The sequence below is a fragment of the Arthrobacter sp. 01T414 genome, from assembly GCF_056398965.1.
Genome location: NZ_JBFTQK010000001.1, coordinates 764,571 through 781,229, shown reverse-complemented (window position 1 = coordinate 781,229; position 16,659 = coordinate 764,571). Strand labels below are relative to the sequence as shown.

The window sequence follows — 16,659 nt, the reverse complement described above, 5'->3', positions numbered from 1 at the left end:
TGGACGCCGTCCTTCAGGGAGCCCGGTACCCGGCTGATTACTGGAGCACGGTCAAGGGCGCCGACAGAGCCTGCCCGAAAGAAGGGGCCGGACCATGGGTGGATTACCCCTACGGTCGGCCCTTGTAGCCACGTGGCGCAGGCAGTGAGCACCGCGGCGCCTGGCCCTGCGCTGCGCCTCCTCCCCGGCGACCGCGTTGAACGGAAGGATTTCGACGGCGGGCGGTCTTGGCGAGGCCGGCCTCTCCGAGACCATCGACCGGCAACGGCCGTCCGCATATGATCCGGTTAGCAATGTTCCTGGCAGCAGTGTGAGAGCAGGCACCATGAAGGAAACCCGGACCGATACGGCCGTTGACGATGCCGGCACACTCGAGCTCGTCCGCACCCCGGCGTGGGAGGTCAAGTTCAAGCGCGGCGACGACCCCGGAATGTTCGCCCACATTGTCTGTTGCCGGGACCTGGACTGGCGGAGGTCTTTCTGCGGCTTCCAGGATCCGGATCCGGTCATCATGGTGGACGCGTCCAACCTCTGCACGATGTGTATCGAGGCCGTCGGCGGCTTGGATGGCCCGCTGGCGCACGGCCAATGCCCGGTCGATGACCAGCCATGTCCTCCCGAAGAGGAGATCGACAAGATCATCGAGGAGCGGACGTTCCGCCCCTGAGCCTGCGGGGAGCGCGCCCCAGCCCCGGCTTTCCTTCAATCCATTTAGGGTGTTCAAATGACTGGTCAATTTCACGGCGGACTAGAGTGGCCCGGCAAGCTGCAAAGGGTGTCCGGGCCGTGGATCCTAATGACGGCAACCGGCTCCTCTATTGAGTTCAGCATGAGGTTTCGCTGGCTCGAGAGATTCTTTGGCCCATGGAGAGTCGAACGTTCGGCCGTTCGGGAGGTGTACGTCACTCCACCGGATGCCCTGGCTCCGTGGACGCGGGTGCGCATCCTTGCCCAGGAGAACATGCCGTGGTGCTTCCTGACCCAGCGGCCGTACGAGGTTCTGGACTACCTGGCGCGCCTGGGGTATCCCGTGGGCAGTGACGGCAATCCCTGACTCGTACCTGCCGCCTTATTCCACGCACACAGGCGCTCAAAAACCCCTGCAAATTGTGGAGCTAAGGAGATTCGAACTCCTGACCTCTTCGATGCGAACGAAGCGCTCTACCAACTGAGCTATAGCCCCGCAACAACGCCGCTCCCGGAGGAACGGCGTTCTCAACGTTCCTAGGCTACAAACTATCGGCCTGCATTGCCAGCCAGCCCTCGAATGTCAGCGTGCCGTGTCGCTCCTCCGGCACAAGGTTGAGTCCGGCACGCAGGTATCGGCCCATGCCGCCGGGCAACGGGAACTCCAGCAGGCGCCCGCGCGCCCCCGTCGCCTGCTGCCAGCATTCAGCCAACCCTCGCATCCCGACGATCTCGGGGCCGCCGATAGTCCGGACGCGATGCCGGACGCCGGAGGGGGCCGCCAGGGCGGCCTCCAGCAGGGCGGTGGCCACTTCTACGGGCGCAATCGGCTGGAACCGGGCACCCTTGACCACCGGAATCAACCGAACCTTCGCGCCGGCGGCAAAGAGTCGGGCAAGCAAGGAATGGAACTGCGTGGCCCGAAGCGCCCGGGTTTCCAGACCGGAATGCTCGTAGATCTGTTCCTTGGCCGCTTTGGACTGGTAGTAGCCGAAGCTGCTCCGGTCGCAATTGACGATCGAGAGCATGACCGCCTTCGTGACGCCGGCGTCCTGGGCGGCGGCCAGCAGCCGCGCCCCGCCGGCGGCGAAGTTTTTCAGCGCCCGGCCGGACTGCCCCTCGAGGCAATCGATGACGACGTCGGCTCCCGCCAGCGCCGAGGCCAGCCCCTCCCCCGTGCTGACGTCCCCGCGGAAGTACTCCGCGCCGTCGTGCCTGCCGGCCTCTCCTGGCACGGGCGGGCGGCGGCTGAGTACCGTCACGCGGTGTCCCTCCGCTACAGCTTGACGCACCACTTCCCGGCCTACCTGCCCGGTTCCCCCTGCTACGCAGATTCTCGTCATGCTCGTCAGGATAACTGCCGGGGGCAACAAAAAAGCCCCGGGCGGCCGATGGGTCGGCTGCCCGGGGCGGAGCGTTTGGGTCAGGCGCGGCGGCGCTGCAGGACGTCGTCGAGGTTGCTCAGGGCGCTTTGCCCCTTGCCCACCGTCTTCGACTCGGCAGCAACGGCATCCGGCTGCCGGACGGTGGCCTGCTTCAGCGAGGGCTTGCCAACGGCTTTCGGTGCTTCCGGAAGGTCCAGCGGCTGCGGGGCGGGGCGTTCCGCCTTGGGCGCCTCCACGTAGGTCGGCTTGGGGACCTCCACCGGCTCCCAGCTGGAACCTTCAGCCGAGGACGGATCGCCCACCCGGCGGACGGACGTGTCGCCGGAGGCGGCGGCCTCCGCCAGTGCCGCCTGCCGCAGTTCGTCGGCAGTCAAAGGCTTGGGGGCATCCTGGGGCTCGGCGGCGCCGGCCTCGGCGTCAAAGAGCGGACTCTCCTTCGCGGGGCCAGCAGCTTCACGGACAACCTCGGAACGCACCGGGGCCGCCTCCTCGGAAGCGGACCGGGCCGGGGCGCCCATGGCCGAGCGGAACGCGGCGTTAACCTTGCGCCGCCGGTCCCGCACCGCGAGCCTGCGCAGCAAAAAGACCGCGGCAACGGCGGCAAACAGTGTGGCGGCGGGCAGCCAGCCCGAGCCGATGCCAAAAAGGCGCAACGCCGCCGAGACGATGCCGGTGAGGAGCGAGATCAGCCCCGCCACGGCAAGTACCAGGCGGCCGTAGCGGATACGGAAAGCCGGAGCCGCCGGCTCCCGATCGCCGGGTTCAAGGAAACCCGGGGCTGGCTCGGGGCGCTGCGTACTCGTCATCGGTGTCTCCTCCGGGGCCGCCATCTTCATGACGTTTCCGGCTTGGGGGTCTGCGTTTTCTACATCCACGGTGTTCATCCGGAGTTCCACTGCAGGCTGCAGCTGGGGGCGGCCGTTCCGCAGCATGTAGGGAGCCACCCATACGATCCAGAGCGCGACAGCAATGACAAGGATCACTGAGCTGCTAAGAGGGAAGTCCACAGTCAAAACCGTATGAGCAAGACGGCGGGGCGGGCGGCATTGGCACCGGTGTGTCGCGAGGCAACTGCCAAATCACTGGATATATGACGAAACGGCTGGTCAGGCGGGGGTTTCGGGAGCCTGTGCGGGACGCGTTTCCAGCCACCGGGCCAGCAGGCCTCCCGGGACTTCCTCCGAAGTCAGCGCGAAGGTGCGGTGGTCCGCCCATGCGCCGTTGATGTGCAGGTAACGCGGCCGGTATCCCTCGTCGCGAAACCCGAGTTTTTCCACCACCCGCAGGCTTGGGCGGTTCTCCGGACGGATGTTGATCTCCATCCGGTGCAGCCCCAGCGTGCGGAAGCAGTAGTCGGTCGCCATCGCGACGGCGGTTGGGGCTATGCCTTGGCCAGCCCTGTCCTGGTCCACCCAGTAACCGAGGGTGGCCATCATGGCCGAGCCCCAGACGATGGAGGAGACAGTCAACTGTCCAACGATTACCGGTTCCTTGAACCCGGGGGTCCAGGCCGTGATGACGAAAGGCAGGGCGGTGGCTTGCGCCGCCTGGGTCTTCAGCGACCGGACCATCTGCCGGTAATCGGGCAGCCCGCCCCCGGGTACGGGATTGGAAGCTTCCCAGGGGGCCAGCCACGCTTCGTTGCGGGACCTAAGCTCGCTCCACTCCTTGCGGTCCCGGTACCGGATCGGACGCAGCACGAGGTCGCCGCACTCCAGGGTCACCGGCCAGTTGAAGCTGCCCCCCACGGGACTATTCCGTCAGGCTGGAAGCGAAGCCGGGCAGCCAGGCCCGCAGGCCGGGGCCGAGGTCGTCGCTGTCGCAGGCGAGCTGGACGCAGGCCTTCAGGTAGCTGAGCTTGTCACCCGTGTCGTAGCGGCGGCCGCGGAAGACGACGCCGTACACGCCGTAGCCTTCGCCTTCGCCGGCGGAGAGTTCCTGCAGGGCGTCGGTGAGCTGAATCTCGCCGCCGCGGCCGGGCTCGGTCCGCTCAAGGACTTCGAACACCGCCGGGTGCAGGACGTAGCGGCCGATGATGGCCAGGTTCGACGGGGCCTCGTCGACGTCGGGCTTCTCGACCAGCTGCTTGATCCGGACGTACTCCTCGCCCTCAACGGCCTCGACGTCGGCGCAACCGTAGGCGCTGATCTGCGACGGGTCTACCTCGATCAGGGCCACGACCGAGCCGCCGGTCTTCGCCTGGACCTCGATCATGGTGCTGAGCAGTTCGTCGCGGGCATCGATGAGGTCGTCACCAAGCAACACGGCAAAAGGTTCGTAGCCAACGTGCTGCTTGGCGCGCAGCACTGCGTGGCCCAGGCCCATCGGGTCGCCCTGCCGGACGTAGTGGATGTCGCCCAGGTTGCTCGCGGCCTGGATGGACTCCAGCTTGTCGGTGTCGCCCTTGGCCTCCAGCGTCGCCTCCAGCGTGGGCACGCGGTCGAAGTGGTCCTCAAGGGCGCGCTTGTTGCGTCCGGTGATCATCAGGACGTCGTTGAGGCCCACGTTCACGGCTTCCTCAACCACGTACTGGATGGCCGGCTTGTCGACGACGGGCAGCATCTCCTTGGGCATCGCCTTGGTGGCGGGAAGGAAGCGGGTGCCGAGGCCTGCAGCGGGAATGACGGCCTTGCGGACCGAGGCGTTGGGTGTAATCACTCGACTAATCTAACCGAGGGGGCAAAACATCAGGTAATTGTCTCCGTCGGCACGGCAGCCGCGGCCCCTGAACCGGGTGCCGCCCGCGCGAAAGGACGCCACAGCATGAGCACCAAGGAAGAGATCCGCGCCCTCCACCGGCTGCGTCGGGCGTCAATGTCGCCGGCAGAACGGGACGCCGCCGGAGCGGCCATCGGCCGCCATGGACTGGCCTGGGCCTCCGCTCTGGCGAACGGCGGTTCGAGCACCTTCGCCGCCTACCTGGGAGTCGGCTCCGAACCGCCCACCCTTCCACTCTTGGCCGCCCTCCATAATGCGGGACACAGGGTGCTGCTGCCGGTCTGCGAGCCCGAACTGGCGCTGAGCTGGGTGTACTGGACCCCTGCCTCGGAGTTTGTCCGCAGCCGCTATGCGCCGATCCAGGAACCAACCGGTGAACGGCTCGGCACCTCCGCGGTTCGAGGGGCTGCCGGAATCTTCCTGCCCGCCACGGCCCTGGACCGCTCGGGCAACAGGATCGGCCAAGGCGGCGGCTATTACGACAAGTTTCTGGCGGCGCTGGCCGCCCTTCCCGCCGAGGCTTCCCAGGGCACCGATGGGCCACCGCCGACGGCGGCGGTCGTCTACGACGCGGAGGTGCTCGCCGCCGGCAGCATCCCGGCGGAGTCCTTCGACCGGAAGGTGGCTGCCGCCTTGACGCCCGGCGGGCTGGTCCCGCTGTCCGCGCTTTCCTAGCGGCAGCCGGCGGGTGATAGAATTGGCACTCAGGCCCTGCGACTGCTAATGCGGTTTCCTCGCTCACCGGTTCCGGTGACGGAGATGCCGCTTCGACAGCCCGGGACCTGCTCGTTTGTCCAAGAGGAGGAATCCCAGTGCCCACGTATGCATATGCCTGCAAGGACTGCAGCCACGCCTTCGAGACCGTGCAGTCCTTCACGGACAGCTCCCTGACGACCTGCCCGGAATGCCAGGGTACGTTGCGGAAGAAGTTCAACAGCGTCGGCGTCGTATTCAAGGGCTCCGGCTTCTACCGGACCGACTCACGGGACTCCAAGGGCAGCGCCGTCGCCCCCGCTCCGGCAGCCACCGCGAGTTCCGCCCCGGCTTCCGCCGCCGCCAGCTAGGACCAGACGGGCTGCACGCCCGCGGTTGTCCACATAGCGACGCCCGGGGCTGATGCCTGCCGACGGGCTCAACGTAGCGTGGCGGCATGGCCCACCGCAGCCGCCGCGCACTTTTCTCCGAATCGACGCCGCATTCAGAATCGGCACCTCCAGGGCTCCGGCGCGGCCCCTTCCGTCCCGGAGCCGGCCGCAAGTACCCGGCACGGCGGCGCTTCCGCGGCTGGGCTGGCAGACACCGCCGGCTGGCCATAGCCCTCCTGCTGTGCCTGGCCGCTAGCATCGCCGTGCACCAGCTAACGCCTGCGCCGGACGCGACCGTCCCGGCGTGGGCCGCCGCAAGGGATCTCCCGGCCGGCCGGGTCCTGGATGCGGCCGACGTCGTCGCCGTCCAGGTTCCGCCCGGCGTTGTCCCCGCAGGCTCGCCTGGCCATGAAGCACTGCAGGGAAAGCAGCTGGCCGTGGCGCTGCGCAAAGGCCAGCTGTTCTCCGACACCCAGCTTGTTGGCCCGGGGCTGCTGGCCGGCAGCCCGCCGGGTTCGGCGGCCGTGCCCCTTCGCATGGCCGACCCAGCCTCGATCCAGCTGGTCTCCCCCGGCCAGCTGGTCAATGTCGTCATGACGAGCGGCGACGGCTACGGGAAGGCAGCAGCACCCCGGGTGCTCGCGTCGGCGGTTCCGGTCCTGTGGACCTCCGCCCAGGGCGGACGTGCCGACCCATGGCTCGACGCCGGGGAGACGGACGGCCTGATGGTGGTGGCAGCGGACCGGGACCAGGCCCGGAAACTCGCCGGATCCTCCACCCAGGGCAAGCTGTTCTTCGTCCTGGTCGGGGCCGGGTCCGGCTAGGCGGAGGATCGCCGGCTCACCGGTGCGCCGGTCAGCCCCAATGTGGTGGGCGCTGTTCCTTGAGCCAGGCGTCGTGATCGTAGCTGCCGGGCTGGTCGCCCCAGCGTCGCGGATCGTCTTCGGCCGCCTTGTTCGGCAGCACTCCCCCGGATACCGCGGCACCGGATGCCGGCTGACCCTTTGACTTCCCGGAACCTGCATCCTGGCTCGGCACGGACGCGTCCGGGGTGGTTGCGTCCGAGTCGCCGGACCGGTTCGCGTCACCACCGTGACGCTGTTTGTGCTTGTCGTTCTCGGCGTCTGCGCTCATGCTGCCGGCCTCCTTGCTGCGAATAACTGTTCCCTGCTGAGCGGCACCGGCCGCGGCCTAGCTCCGGTCCGCGGTGGCCGGGGCGTAGGCTTCCTGTACGTCTTCGACGCTCAGGTTCTCGATGTCGTCGGAAAAGCCGGGCGAGGTGCGCGTTCGGCTCGATGCCACCGGCTTCTCCAGTCCGAGGTAGCCGCCGATCCGGTCCGCGCAGGCGGAAGGATCGGTGAAGACCTCTATGGTCCATAGTGGCATGTACCGCCAGCCCATGCGCTCCAGCAGCTGCGGGCGGAGGCGGCTGCGCTCACGCACCGTCATCCGCCGGTACCGTTCGGTGCCGTCCGACTCGATGGCAACCGGGCGGGGAATCTCTGCGTCGTCCTGGCCGATGGTGTGCATCGGGTCGGCAGCGGCAACCATGTCCAGGACGCCGTCGTACTGGTGCCAGACCCGCGCACCGCGGGCACGGAGCCGGTCGCCGAGATCGGCCACCAGCGGGTCGGCGCCGAGGGCCTGCTCGCTGGCCGCGGCACGTGACGCCGGGCTCCCCAGATCGGAGTTGCCCGCGATTTCGCGGTCCAGGAGTTCGTAGAAGTCCACCGCTCCGTGGCTCAGGCGGGTGACGTCCAGGTCCTCAGGCCGGAAGCAGCTCAATACGTGCAGTGAGCGCCGGGCCCGGGTCATCGCGAGTGCGAACTTGGCGCGGCCGCCCTCGGCTGACAGCGGGCCGAGGCTGTGCAGCGCACGCCCGTGCGGGGTGCGGCCGTAACCGGGCGAGAAGATGACATGGTCGCGGACCAGTCCCTGGGCCCGTTCAAGGTCCACCACCCGGAACGATTCGTCGCCGGCGGTGAAGAAGCTCCCCAGCAGCGGGTAGTTGGGCAGCTGCCGCCGGATGGCCTCGCCAATCCGGGCGGCATGGCGCAGGCTGCCGGTGACAACGGCCAGCGAAGTGCGCGGGCGGAGCCTTGCGTGTTCGAAGACCAGTTCCACCACGCGGTTCACTTCGGCGACCACCGATTCGACGCCGTCGTGGTCGGCGCTCGGCAGGCCGGTCCCGTCCGGCAGGTACTCCACCGTCAGGGCCCGGTCCAGCCCGGTGGCTGACTGCCCCTCCGGAAGCCTGCGGAGTCCGCCGTCGTAGAATCCCTTGCTCAGCTGCCGGACCAGGTCCTCGTCGACGGCACGGTAGACGGTCCTCAGTTTCCAGACCGGCAGCACCGCGGCGAGTGCCTGGTACGCACTCTCCACGGGCTGGTGTGAGTTTTCGCCGGCGGCGAGCCTCTCGACCCCTACGGTGAAGCCGCGGGGGCTGGCGATCTTGTCGTCGCCAAAGGCAATGACCTGCCGGGAGCGGGCGACGGCGGGCAGCACGGCCTGCAGCGAGGTGGCCTCGGCATCCAGGATCACCACCGCGTCGAAGCGCTGTTCGGCCGGCAGCAGGCTGGTCATGAGGTACGGGCTGACGGACCAGACCGGCACCAGCATGGGCACGAGCTCCGGCGATTGCGCGGTCAGCGCCGCGGGGGTCACCCGTCCGTCCTTCAGCAGGCTGCGCAGCAGGTCGGCCTGCCGGGGGTGCTCGCTGAGGGCGGCGCGCCACCGTTCCGCGAGTTTCCAGCGCAGCCGGGCGGCACCGCTGGCGATGTGGGCGTTGTCCGCGAGGCGGTACTCCGCTTCGAGCTGGCGGAGGGCATCGCCGTCGGACATCGCAAGATAGTCGTCGCCGCTGATCATGGCTTCGAGGGCGGACTGCCACCAGGCCAGCTCAAGCTCCGCGGCCACCGATTCCGCCGGCACCTCGCGCTCGGCGAGGTCCGCGAGCAGTTCGCCCAGGCCGTGCTCGCGCATGTTCTCCACGAGCAGGGTCCGCTCAGGCAGGGTCTCCAGCGTGCCGGTGTCCGCGACGAGGCGTTCCAGGCGCTCCATCAGTTCCTCGTACGGGGTCTCCCGGACGGCTCCGCCGGCAGCCGTGTGCCGCACGGCCGCACTCAGCTCGCTCAGCTCGGACTCCAGCTCACGGTACAGGGCCGTGATCTCGGCCAGCCCGGATGGGACGGCCGGGTGGCGCTGGGTGGTGGCGTAACCGGACCAGCTTGCCCGCTGCTCCTGGACCAGCACCAGCGAACTGTGGAGGTCCGCGATGTGCACGCCCGGACGGACGTACTCCTTGGCGACGCGCCGCAGGCGGGAGCGCTGCATGGACGCCATTTCGATGTTCCGTTCGCGGCGCCACGAGGACGGGGCGGTAGCCGAAATCAGATCATGGACGGGCCGGTCGAAAATGTCGGGGGTGAACTTGTCCAGGCTTTCCCGGACGGCGACCAGCAGCTCGATCTGGTCCCCCCACTCGGCGAACGTCTCGCCAAGGCGGATCTCGGCGTGTTCAGCGACGCCGTTCATCCGTTCGCGCAACTGCGGGAGCTTCTCCGCGACGGAGCGGGCCACCTGCTGCGCCTCCTGGGTCTCCTTGCGCGTCAGCAGCCGCGCGCCGTGCCACGGGCTCATGGTGGAGGCCCGGCTGAAGCTGCCCAGCTCCGCGGCCCGCTTGAGCCGCCCCGCGAGTTCGGCGCGGTCCCGGATGCTGTCCAGCACGCTGCGCTTGAGCCGGACAGTGGTGGCCGGCGCCGGGTGAATGGCGGTCAGCGCGGCGAGCGACTGCATCGCCTCATACGGCGAGCATCCCCAGCGCGCCCGGACGTTGTGCAGGGAAGCGACATGGTCCATCAGGGCGTGACGGTGCTCGGTCAGGGTGGAGTGCAGGTTCGCCAGTTGCGGTTCGAGCGACTTTTCGTTGCGGACGATCGCGCGGACCAGCTGACCCTTGAGCATCAGGGGCGTGGAGTTGCCGGCGAGCTGCACGAGCAGCGACTCGAGCCCCAGCGCCTCCAGCTGGGCGGAGACCTCGCCCAGGCTGGCGCGGCGGTCGCCTACGACCAGGACGCTCTTGCCTTCGTCGACCAGCGCACCGATGGTGTTGATCGCCGTCTGGGTCTGGCCGGTTCCCGGCGGGCTGCTGACCACGAGTGAGTCGCCGGCACGGACGGCGTCCACGACGTACTGCTGGTCCGTGTCGGCGTCGAGCAGCAGGAGTTCGTCCGCGGGGCTGCGCTCATCCGTGCTGGGGAAGCGTCCCTCCTCCAGCGGGGGGACGTCGACGGGTGCGCCGGCAGCGGCGCGGCCGAGGGCCGCCACGGTCGGGTTGGCCTGGTTGATCCACGGGTCGTCCAGGTTGCCGGAGAGGTCGGCGAACGTGGAGACCAGCAGGTTGTGCTCGATTTCCGCGCCGTGGATCGGCTGGATCAGGGTGCCCAGGCGGTCGAGCACCGGCTGCGGGTCGAATCGGGCCGTGCTGTAGGCCATCCGGGTTACGGCGTTGACGTCGAACACAATGCCGTGGATGGTCTTCAGGTGCCGGACCAGGGCCGGGTTGATCCGGGCCTGCTCAGTGAGCTGCAGTTCGTAGTCGTCCTCGCCGGGGCGGACGGTGAGGGAGATGGCGGTGAGCATGACCGGCGCGGAGACGCGCTGCGGTTTGCCCCCGACGGCGGAGGTCCAGACGACGGTGCCGGCCGAGAAGTAGCCGGCGTCGATGCCGCGGTCGTTGGCGAGCTCGAAGATCTTGGAACGGAGGTTGCGTGAGGCGCGGGCGGCGACGACGTACTGCTGGCGGTCGCGGATCAGGGTCGACAGGCGGGTCCGTCGCCCGGCCATCAGCTGGGCCAGGCCGGAAGGGTGCGCGTGGGTCAGGTCTATGGAGCCTTCAGGCGTCTTCGTAAAGCGCAGCATGGTGTCTGCTCCGGTGACGGGTTTGAGACCCGACAGCCATTTCCTAAACTCCTCGGAGCCCTCGGGGTGGCCTTGACCAACTGACACTGCTGCCTTCTTTTCTGTGCTCACGGTTTCTGTGTTCGCGGCTTCTGGGTTCGCGCGGGACGCCCTGGACCATACCGGCATGTTTTCGAGGTTAGCCCGAATCGGGCGTTGGTGCGGGGCCGCAACACTGGCACACACCAAATTCGTGGGCAAATTGCTTCGCCGAAGCCGCTTGGCCAAAAGAAAATGGCCGGCCTCCGAGGAGGCCGGCCATTCACAACGCTATTCCCATTCGATGGTTCCCGGCGGCTTGCTGGTGACGTCCAGCACCACGCGGTTGACGCCGTCCACCTCATTGGTGATCCGGTTGGAGATCCGGGCGAGCAGCTCGTAGGGCAGCCGCGACCAGTCCGCCGTCATCGCGTCCTCGGAGGACACCGGACGCAACACGATCGGGTGGCCATAGGTGCGGCCGTCGCCCTGCACCCCGACGCTGCGGACGTCCGCCAGCAGCACCACGGGCATCTGCCAGACCTCATTGTCGAGGCCGGCCGCGGTCAACTCGGCGCGGGCGATGGCGTCGGCCTTGCGCAGCAGGTCGAGCCGCTCCTTGGTCACCTCGCCAACGATCCGGATGCCGAGCCCGGGGCCCGGGAAGGGCTGCCGGCCCACGATTTCCTGCGGCAGGCCAAGCTGGGCACCGACGGCGCGCACCTCGTCCTTGAACAGGGCACGCAGCGGTTCCACGAGCTCGAACTGAAGGTCTTCCGGCAGGCCGCCCACGTTGTGGTGGCTCTTGATGTTCGCAGCTCCCTCGCCGCCGCCGGATTCGACGACGTCCGGGTACAGGGTGCCCTGGACGAGGAACTTGATCTTTTCGCCGTGTGCGGCGGCCTCGGCGATGATGGCCAGTTCGGCTTCTTCGAAGGCGCGGATGAATTCGCGGCCGATGATTTTGCGCTTGGTTTCCGGGTCGCTGACGCCGGCCAGCGCGGCCTGGAAGCGCTCCTGCTCGTTGGCGACGTAAAGCTTAACGCCGGTGGCGGCCACGAAGTCGCGTTCAACCTGCTCGGCTTCGCCCTCGCGCAGCAGTCCGTGGTCCACGAAGACGCAGGTCAGCTGGTCGCCGACGGCACGCTGCACCAGGGCTGCGGCGACGGCGGAGTCAACGCCGCCGGAGAGGCCGCAGATGACCCGGGAGTCACCGATCTGCTCGCGGATCCGGGCGACCTGTTCCTCGAGGATGTTGCCCGTGGTCCAGTTCGGTTCCAGCTTGGCGCCCTTGAAGAGGAAGTTCTCGAGAACCTGCTGGCCGTAGGCGGAGTGCTTCACCTCGGGGTGCCACTGCACGCCGTACAGGCACTTCTCTTCGTTCGCGAAGGCGGCGACGTCGGCGCCCGCCGTTGTCGCGAGGACCTCAAAGCCCTCCGGGGCTTCGTGGACGGAGTCGCCGTGGCTCATCCAGGTGCTCTGGTGCTGCGGCATGCCCTCCAGGATGGAGCGGCCTTCGCCAATGGTGGTGGTCTCGGTGGCGCCGTATTCGCGCAGGCCGGTCCGGGCCACCTTGCCGCCCAGGGCGTTGGCCATGGCCTGGAAGCCGTAGCAGATGCCGAACACCGGCACACCTGCCTCGAACAGGTCGGCGCCCACGCTCGGGGCACCTTCGGCGTAGACGCTGGCGGGGCCGCCGGAGAGGATGATGGCGGCCGGGTTCTTGGCCAGCAGCTGCTCGGTGCTGTAGGTATGCGGAACGACTTCCGAATACACATTCGCTTCCCGGACGCGGCGGGCAATCAGCTGCGCGTACTGGGCACCGTAGTCAACAACCAGGACAGGCCTTTGGGACGTCTGGGATGCAGTGGAAGTGGTCACTGTCCTAGCCTACTTTGCACCCCCGGTCCCCCGCACATTGAGAAGCCCCGGGTAAGCGAACTCACAGGGTAATTCCCCGGTTCAGGGGCCAGTCAGGGGCCGGCTCAGTAGCGCTGCGGAGCCTGCGGGTTGGCGGCCAGTTCGGCCTCCACCTCGGCGTGGAACTTCTTCTCCACGAAGAACGACAGGAACGGCACGACGCCGCCCAGCGCCAGGATGATGAGCTTGGCAAAGGGCCAGCGCATGAGCGACCAGAGCCGGAAATTGGACATCAGGTAGACGACGTACATCCAGCCGTGCACGATCAGCACCGTCACGGACAGGTTCACTCCGTTTATCACTCCGGCCGGATCGGCGTCGGCGAACCCGAAGCCGAACGGCTGTCCGGTGACGGCGTTGGTGCCGCCGGCGAAAAGATACTGGCCGAAGACGTAGCGCGCGATCAGCTCCGCGCAGAGCAGGAGAAGCATGGAGCCCGTCAGGTAGGCGAGGACCTTGTAGAACTTCAGGGCGGAGCGGATCTGCGCCTCGGTGCCGCCGAAGCGGCGCTTCTTGCCGTTGGCGTTACCCGTTCCGTTGGACTGCTGCGGCTGGATGGCCGGCTGGGGCTCGATCATGATTGCACTCTCGGATTGGTTGGGTCGGATTCGGGGGAATCTTCGGGGGAAGCAGCGCCCTCGGGGCCGCCCGAGGCAGCGAGCCGGGCGGCCGCTTCATCCTGGGCGTCTTCGAGGCCGCGGCGATAGTCGTCCTTGACCAGCCGCCACCAGATGAACAGGGCGAAGCCGGCGAAGACCACCCACTCAGCGGCGTAGAAGAGGTTGAGCCAGTTCACGGTCTGCGCCGGCGGCTGCGGACCAATGTTGAGCGGTTTGACGGCGCCGGCGGCGGCCACGTCGGCGCCCCCGGAGCGCTCGGCGCTGGCGGCCACGAACCCGGGGTAGCTGCTGACGTCCCAGAGGTTGATGAGTTCCGCAACGGAGACTGCGGTGGCACGCCCGGGGCCGGCGTCGGTGTTGGGCAGCGGCGCCTCCGAAGGAATCAACCGGCCGGTGAGTTCGATGGTGCCCGACGGCGGTACCGTGGCATCCGCCGGGTCGGCGACCCAGCCCCGTGCCACCGGAATCCAGGTCTGCGGCGAGGCACCGGCGCCGGACAGGGCGGGGGCGCCCTGCACCGCGAAGGCGGAGACGATCCAGAAGCCCTTGGCCCCGTCGTGGATCCGGCCCGGCACCAGGACTTGCTTCCGCGGGTCATAGCTGCCGGTGGCGTTGACCACCTGGTCGGACGCCGTGCCCGGGAAGAACTGGCCCGGCTTCAGCACCGCGGTCAGCGGGCGGGCGTCCTCGGTCCCCGTGGAAACCGGCGCCTCGGCCCGCGTGGAGCGGCCAAACTGCCACTGGCTCAGCAGCACAAAGACCCCGGAAATCACGATCGCCAGCACGAGGCCTGCGATCCAGCGGGGTTTGAGGGCGGTTTTCAACACCCCTTAACCGTACTTCGTCCGCGTGTAGAACAACGAAACGGGGCGGCCCGGGTTCAGGTCCCTACGTGGCGACGGAGTCGACACGAAAGGGCCTGCCCCAATCTCTAGTGGTCGAAGAACACCAGGGACGAATTGATCAGTTCCGAGATGACCTCGGGATCATAGGCCCGGCGCAGCGACTCCCGGAAGGACTCCTTGGACAGCGAACGTGCCAGCGTGGCCAGCACTTCCAAGTGGTCGGAGAAGGAACTTGCCGGCGTCGCGATCAGCAGGACAACGGTGGCCGGGCCGTCGGCCGCGCCAAAGTCCAGGGCCTTGCCGTACTTGGTGATCCCCACGGCGATGGAGGTGCGGGAAACGTACTCGCTGCGGGCGTGGGGCAGGCCGACGCCGCCGGGAAGCCCGGTGGCCAACTGGTGTTCGCGGGCGTTGACGTGGCCGAGGAATCCCTCCAGGTCGGAGATCCGGCCGGCGTCATACATCCGCTGCGCGAGCTGGGCGGCGGCGTCGAACTTGTCCTTCGCATCGAGCTCCAGGATCACCATCTGCGGCGTGGTGAGGTCGGCATCGTACCTGTCCAGTGGTTCCGCCAAGAGGTGTCCCTTCGAAGTGGCGTCGGTGCACGCCGACTGGTGGTGCGCCTTGCGGCGTCCCCGGTCAGCGCAGCGGGACGATGTCCTCGACGCCCATTCGCGCGGCGTCGGCGGATTCGTCGTCCGGCTGCTCCTGGCTCAACCGTTCCGCGTCGACCCGTGCCAGGTAGTGCTTGATCTCGCTCTCGCGCTGCGCATCGCTCCAGCCGAGAACCTCACCGATCAGTTTAGCGACTACCGGCGCGGCGGACACACCGCGGTCCCACGCCTCGATCGAGATCCGGGTCCGGCGGGTCAGCACATCCTGGACATGGCGGGCACCCTCGAACCTGGCGGCGTACACAGCCTCGGCCGCGAGGTAATCGTCGGCGCCGGGCAGCGGCTCGGCCAGTTCGGGGTTCTCTCCGATCAGCGCCAGCACCTCCGGAGCCATCGAGCCGTAGCGGTTGAGCAGGTGCTCGATCCGCGCCACATGGACGCCGGTCTCCTCGGCCATCCGGTTGCGCTTGTTCCAGGCGGCCTTGAAGCCGCTGGCGCCCAGCAGCGGGATGGATTCGGTGCACGACGGCGGGACGCGTTCGTCCATGCTGCGGGTTGCCTCGTCCACGGCGTCCTTGGCCATGACCCGGTAGGTGGTCCACTTGCCGCCGGCCACGACGACAAGGCCCGGCACCGGGTGGGCCACGACATGTTCGCGGGACAGCTTGGCCGTCGAGTCGTTCTCCCCGGCCAGCAGCGGGCGCAGTCCCGCGTAGACGCCTTCGACGTCCTCGCGGGTCAGCGGCCGTTTGAGGACCTTGTTGACGTGTTCGAGGATGTAGTCGATGTCCTTGCTGGACGCCGCCGGGTGCGCCTTGTCCAGGTGCCAGTCGGTGTCCGTGGTGCCGATGATCCAGTGCCGGCCCCAGGGAATGACGAACAGCACGGACTTCTCGGTCCGCAGGATCAGACCCACCGTGGACTGGAAACGGTCCCTCGGCACCACCAGGTGGATTCCCTTGGAGGCCCGCACCTTGAGCTGGCCGCGGTCGGTGACCATGGCCTGGGTTTCGTCCGTCCAGACGCCGGTGGCGTTGATGACCTGCTTGGCCCGGATGTTGAAGCTGGAGCCGTCCTCATGGTTGACGACCTTGGCGCCCACCACCCGTTCGCCCTCGCGCAGGAAGTCCACCACGGCCATCTGGTTCACCGCGTGCGCCCCGTAGTAGGCGGCGGTGCGGACGAGGTTGGCGACGTATTTCGCGTCGTCGACCTGGCCGTCGTAGTAGCGGATGGAGCCCACGAACGCGTCGTCCTTGAGGCTGGGCGCCGCCCGCAGCGTGCCGCGCCTGCTCAGGTGCTTGTGGAACGGGACGCCGCGGCTGTGGCCGCCGGTGATGGACATGGCGTCGTAGAGGATGATGCCGGAGCCGACGTAGGGCCGTTCCACGAAGCGCTTGGTGAGCGGGTAGAGGAACGGGACCGGCCGGGCAAGGTGGGGGGCGAGAACGGAGAGGATCAGGCCGCGCTCGTGCAGGGCCTCCTTGACCAGCGCGAAGTCGAGCATCTCCAGGTACCGCAGGCCGCCGTGAATGAGCTTCGAGGACCGCGACGAGGTTCCCGCTGCCCAGTCGTTGGCCTCCACGATGCCCACGCTGAGGCCGCGGGTCACGGCATCCAGGGCGGCTCCGGCACCGACGATGCCGCCGCCCACGATCAGGATGTCGAGTTCCTTGCCGGGCTCGGTGCTGGCTTTGAGCACCGCGAGGGACGCTTCGCGTTCCGCGGGCCCGAGCGCGCCGCCTGCCAAGGGAGCACCACCGGGAAAACTGTTCATCTCACGCCTCCATCCGGATCAAACCTCGTAGTGCACCACACTACTTCCAAGTTCTCCGGATGGGCAGGGC

16 protein-coding genes and 1 tRNA gene are annotated in these 16,659 nt (G+C 68.1%); 5 read left to right on the top strand and 12 right to left on the bottom strand.

The genetic code is table 11. The features are described 5' to 3' along the window. Positions 1 to 325 precede the first annotated feature (325 nt). Both AC1DK9_RS03680 and AC1DK9_RS03675 read left to right on the top strand, forming a co-directional pair. Positions 326 to 667, top strand: a complete 342-nt coding sequence (locus tag AC1DK9_RS03680) for a hypothetical protein (RefSeq protein ID WP_476862952.1) — start codon at positions 326 to 328, stop codon at positions 665 to 667. Between the two features lie 228 nt (positions 668 to 895). Beyond that, positions 896 to 1,054, top strand: a complete 159-nt coding sequence (locus AC1DK9_RS03675; protein ID WP_476862951.1) for a hypothetical protein — start codon at positions 896 to 898, stop codon at positions 1,052 to 1,054. 56 nt (positions 1,055 to 1,110) lie between these two features. Here AC1DK9_RS03675 and AC1DK9_RS03670 read toward each other — a convergent pair. The 5 genes from AC1DK9_RS03670 to galU all read right to left on the bottom strand — a co-directional run bounded on the left by AC1DK9_RS03670 (position 1,111) and on the right by galU (position 4,730). Beyond that, positions 1,111 to 1,183 (bottom strand) — tRNA-Ala (locus AC1DK9_RS03670). A gap of 46 nt (positions 1,184 to 1,229) precedes the next feature. Beyond that, a complete protein-coding gene (locus tag AC1DK9_RS03665) occupies positions 1,230 to 2,030 on the bottom strand; it encodes an SDR family oxidoreductase (protein WP_476862950.1) in 801 nt (266 codons plus the stop codon). 80 nt (positions 2,031 to 2,110) lie between these two features. Then, the gene (locus AC1DK9_RS03660) at positions 2,111 to 3,055 is read right to left on the bottom strand and encodes a hypothetical protein (protein ID WP_476915017.1); all 945 of its coding nucleotides are present in this window, start codon (positions 3,053 to 3,055) and stop codon (positions 2,111 to 2,113) included. A gap of 123 nt (positions 3,056 to 3,178) precedes the next feature. Beyond that, on the bottom strand, positions 3,179 to 3,820 hold the full coding sequence (locus AC1DK9_RS03655) for a GNAT family N-acetyltransferase (protein WP_476862948.1): 642 nt from the start codon (positions 3,818 to 3,820) through the stop codon (positions 3,179 to 3,181). 4 nt (positions 3,821 to 3,824) lie between these two features. Continuing rightward, a complete protein-coding gene (galU, locus tag AC1DK9_RS03650; protein ID WP_476862947.1) occupies positions 3,825 to 4,730 on the bottom strand; it encodes a UTP--glucose-1-phosphate uridylyltransferase GalU in 906 nt (301 codons plus the stop codon). Between the two features lie 105 nt (positions 4,731 to 4,835). On the opposite strand from galU, the gene AC1DK9_RS03645 reads away from it, so the two are divergent. The 3 genes from AC1DK9_RS03645 (at position 4,836) to AC1DK9_RS03635 (ending at position 6,699) form a co-directional block, all read left to right on the top strand. Next, complete coding sequence (locus AC1DK9_RS03645) at positions 4,836 to 5,465, top strand: 5-formyltetrahydrofolate cyclo-ligase (protein WP_476862946.1); 630 nt, start codon at positions 4,836 to 4,838, stop codon at positions 5,463 to 5,465. 137 nt (positions 5,466 to 5,602) lie between these two features. Further along, a complete protein-coding gene (locus AC1DK9_RS03640; protein WP_476862945.1) occupies positions 5,603 to 5,854 on the top strand; it encodes an FmdB family zinc ribbon protein in 252 nt (83 codons plus the stop codon). A gap of 86 nt (positions 5,855 to 5,940) precedes the next feature. After that, positions 5,941 to 6,699, top strand: coding sequence for an RcpC/CpaB family pilus assembly protein (locus AC1DK9_RS03635; protein WP_476915016.1), 759 nt, complete (start codon positions 5,941 to 5,943; stop codon positions 6,697 to 6,699). A 31-nt stretch (positions 6,700 to 6,730) separates the two neighbouring features. Here the strand turns inward: AC1DK9_RS03635 and AC1DK9_RS03630 are convergent, their stop codons facing one another. From AC1DK9_RS03630 to AC1DK9_RS03600, 7 genes are all read right to left on the bottom strand, one after another. Continuing rightward, positions 6,731 to 7,009 carry a hypothetical protein gene (locus tag AC1DK9_RS03630; protein WP_476862636.1) on the bottom strand — a complete coding sequence of 93 codons (279 nt, stop codon included), beginning with the start codon at positions 7,007 to 7,009 and terminating at the stop codon, positions 6,731 to 6,733. A gap of 57 nt (positions 7,010 to 7,066) precedes the next feature. Then, positions 7,067 to 10,882, bottom strand: a complete 3,816-nt coding sequence (locus tag AC1DK9_RS03625) for an AAA family ATPase (RefSeq protein ID WP_476915015.1) — start codon at positions 10,880 to 10,882, stop codon at positions 7,067 to 7,069. Between the two features lie 222 nt (positions 10,883 to 11,104). Continuing rightward, the gene (gene guaA, locus AC1DK9_RS03620) at positions 11,105 to 12,694 is read right to left on the bottom strand and encodes a glutamine-hydrolyzing GMP synthase (protein ID WP_476915014.1); all 1,590 of its coding nucleotides are present in this window, start codon (positions 12,692 to 12,694) and stop codon (positions 11,105 to 11,107) included. A 104-nt stretch (positions 12,695 to 12,798) separates the two neighbouring features. Then, entirely contained in the window at positions 12,799 to 13,311 is a 513-nt protein-coding gene (locus AC1DK9_RS03615; RefSeq protein ID WP_476862291.1) for a DUF3817 domain-containing protein, read from the bottom strand. Continuing rightward, positions 13,308 to 14,180 (bottom strand): SURF1 family protein, encoded by an 873-nt coding sequence (locus tag AC1DK9_RS03610; RefSeq protein WP_476915013.1) that lies wholly within the window; start codon positions 14,178 to 14,180, stop codon positions 13,308 to 13,310. The genes AC1DK9_RS03615 and AC1DK9_RS03610 overlap by 4 nt, the downstream gene beginning before the upstream one ends. Before the next feature lie 104 nt (positions 14,181 to 14,284). Next, positions 14,285 to 14,773: a PTS sugar transporter subunit IIA gene (locus tag AC1DK9_RS03605; RefSeq protein ID WP_476862293.1), complete on the bottom strand. Its 489-nt coding sequence runs from the start codon at positions 14,771 to 14,773 to the stop codon at positions 14,285 to 14,287. A 64-nt stretch (positions 14,774 to 14,837) separates the two neighbouring features. Next, positions 14,838 to 16,589 (bottom strand): glycerol-3-phosphate dehydrogenase/oxidase, encoded by a 1,752-nt coding sequence (locus AC1DK9_RS03600; protein ID WP_476862294.1) that lies wholly within the window; start codon positions 16,587 to 16,589, stop codon positions 14,838 to 14,840. Positions 16,590 to 16,659 lie beyond the last annotated feature (70 nt).

What these genes read in the sequence shown, in the direction of transcription:
- AC1DK9_RS03680 (WP_476862952.1), top strand. Translation starts at nt 326, where the DNA reads ATGAAGGAAACCCGGACCGATACGGCCGTTGACGATGCCGGCACACTC.
- AC1DK9_RS03665 (WP_476862950.1), bottom strand. Translation starts at nt 2,030, where the DNA reads ATGACGAGAATCTGCGTAGCAGGGGGAACCGGGCAGGTAGGCCGGGAA.
- AC1DK9_RS03645 (WP_476862946.1), top strand. Translation starts at nt 4,836, where the DNA reads ATGAGCACCAAGGAAGAGATCCGCGCCCTCCACCGGCTGCGTCGGGCG.
- AC1DK9_RS03635 (WP_476915016.1), top strand. Translation starts at nt 5,941, where the DNA reads ATGGCCCACCGCAGCCGCCGCGCACTTTTCTCCGAATCGACGCCGCAT.
- AC1DK9_RS03630 (WP_476862636.1), bottom strand. Translation starts at nt 7,009, where the DNA reads ATGAGCGCAGACGCCGAGAACGACAAGCACAAACAGCGTCACGGTGGT.
- AC1DK9_RS03615 (WP_476862291.1), bottom strand. Translation starts at nt 13,311, where the DNA reads ATGATCGAGCCCCAGCCGGCCATCCAGCCGCAGCAGTCCAACGGAACG.
- AC1DK9_RS03600 (WP_476862294.1), bottom strand. Translation starts at nt 16,589, where the DNA reads ATGAACAGTTTTCCCGGTGGTGCTCCCTTGGCAGGCGGCGCGCTCGGG.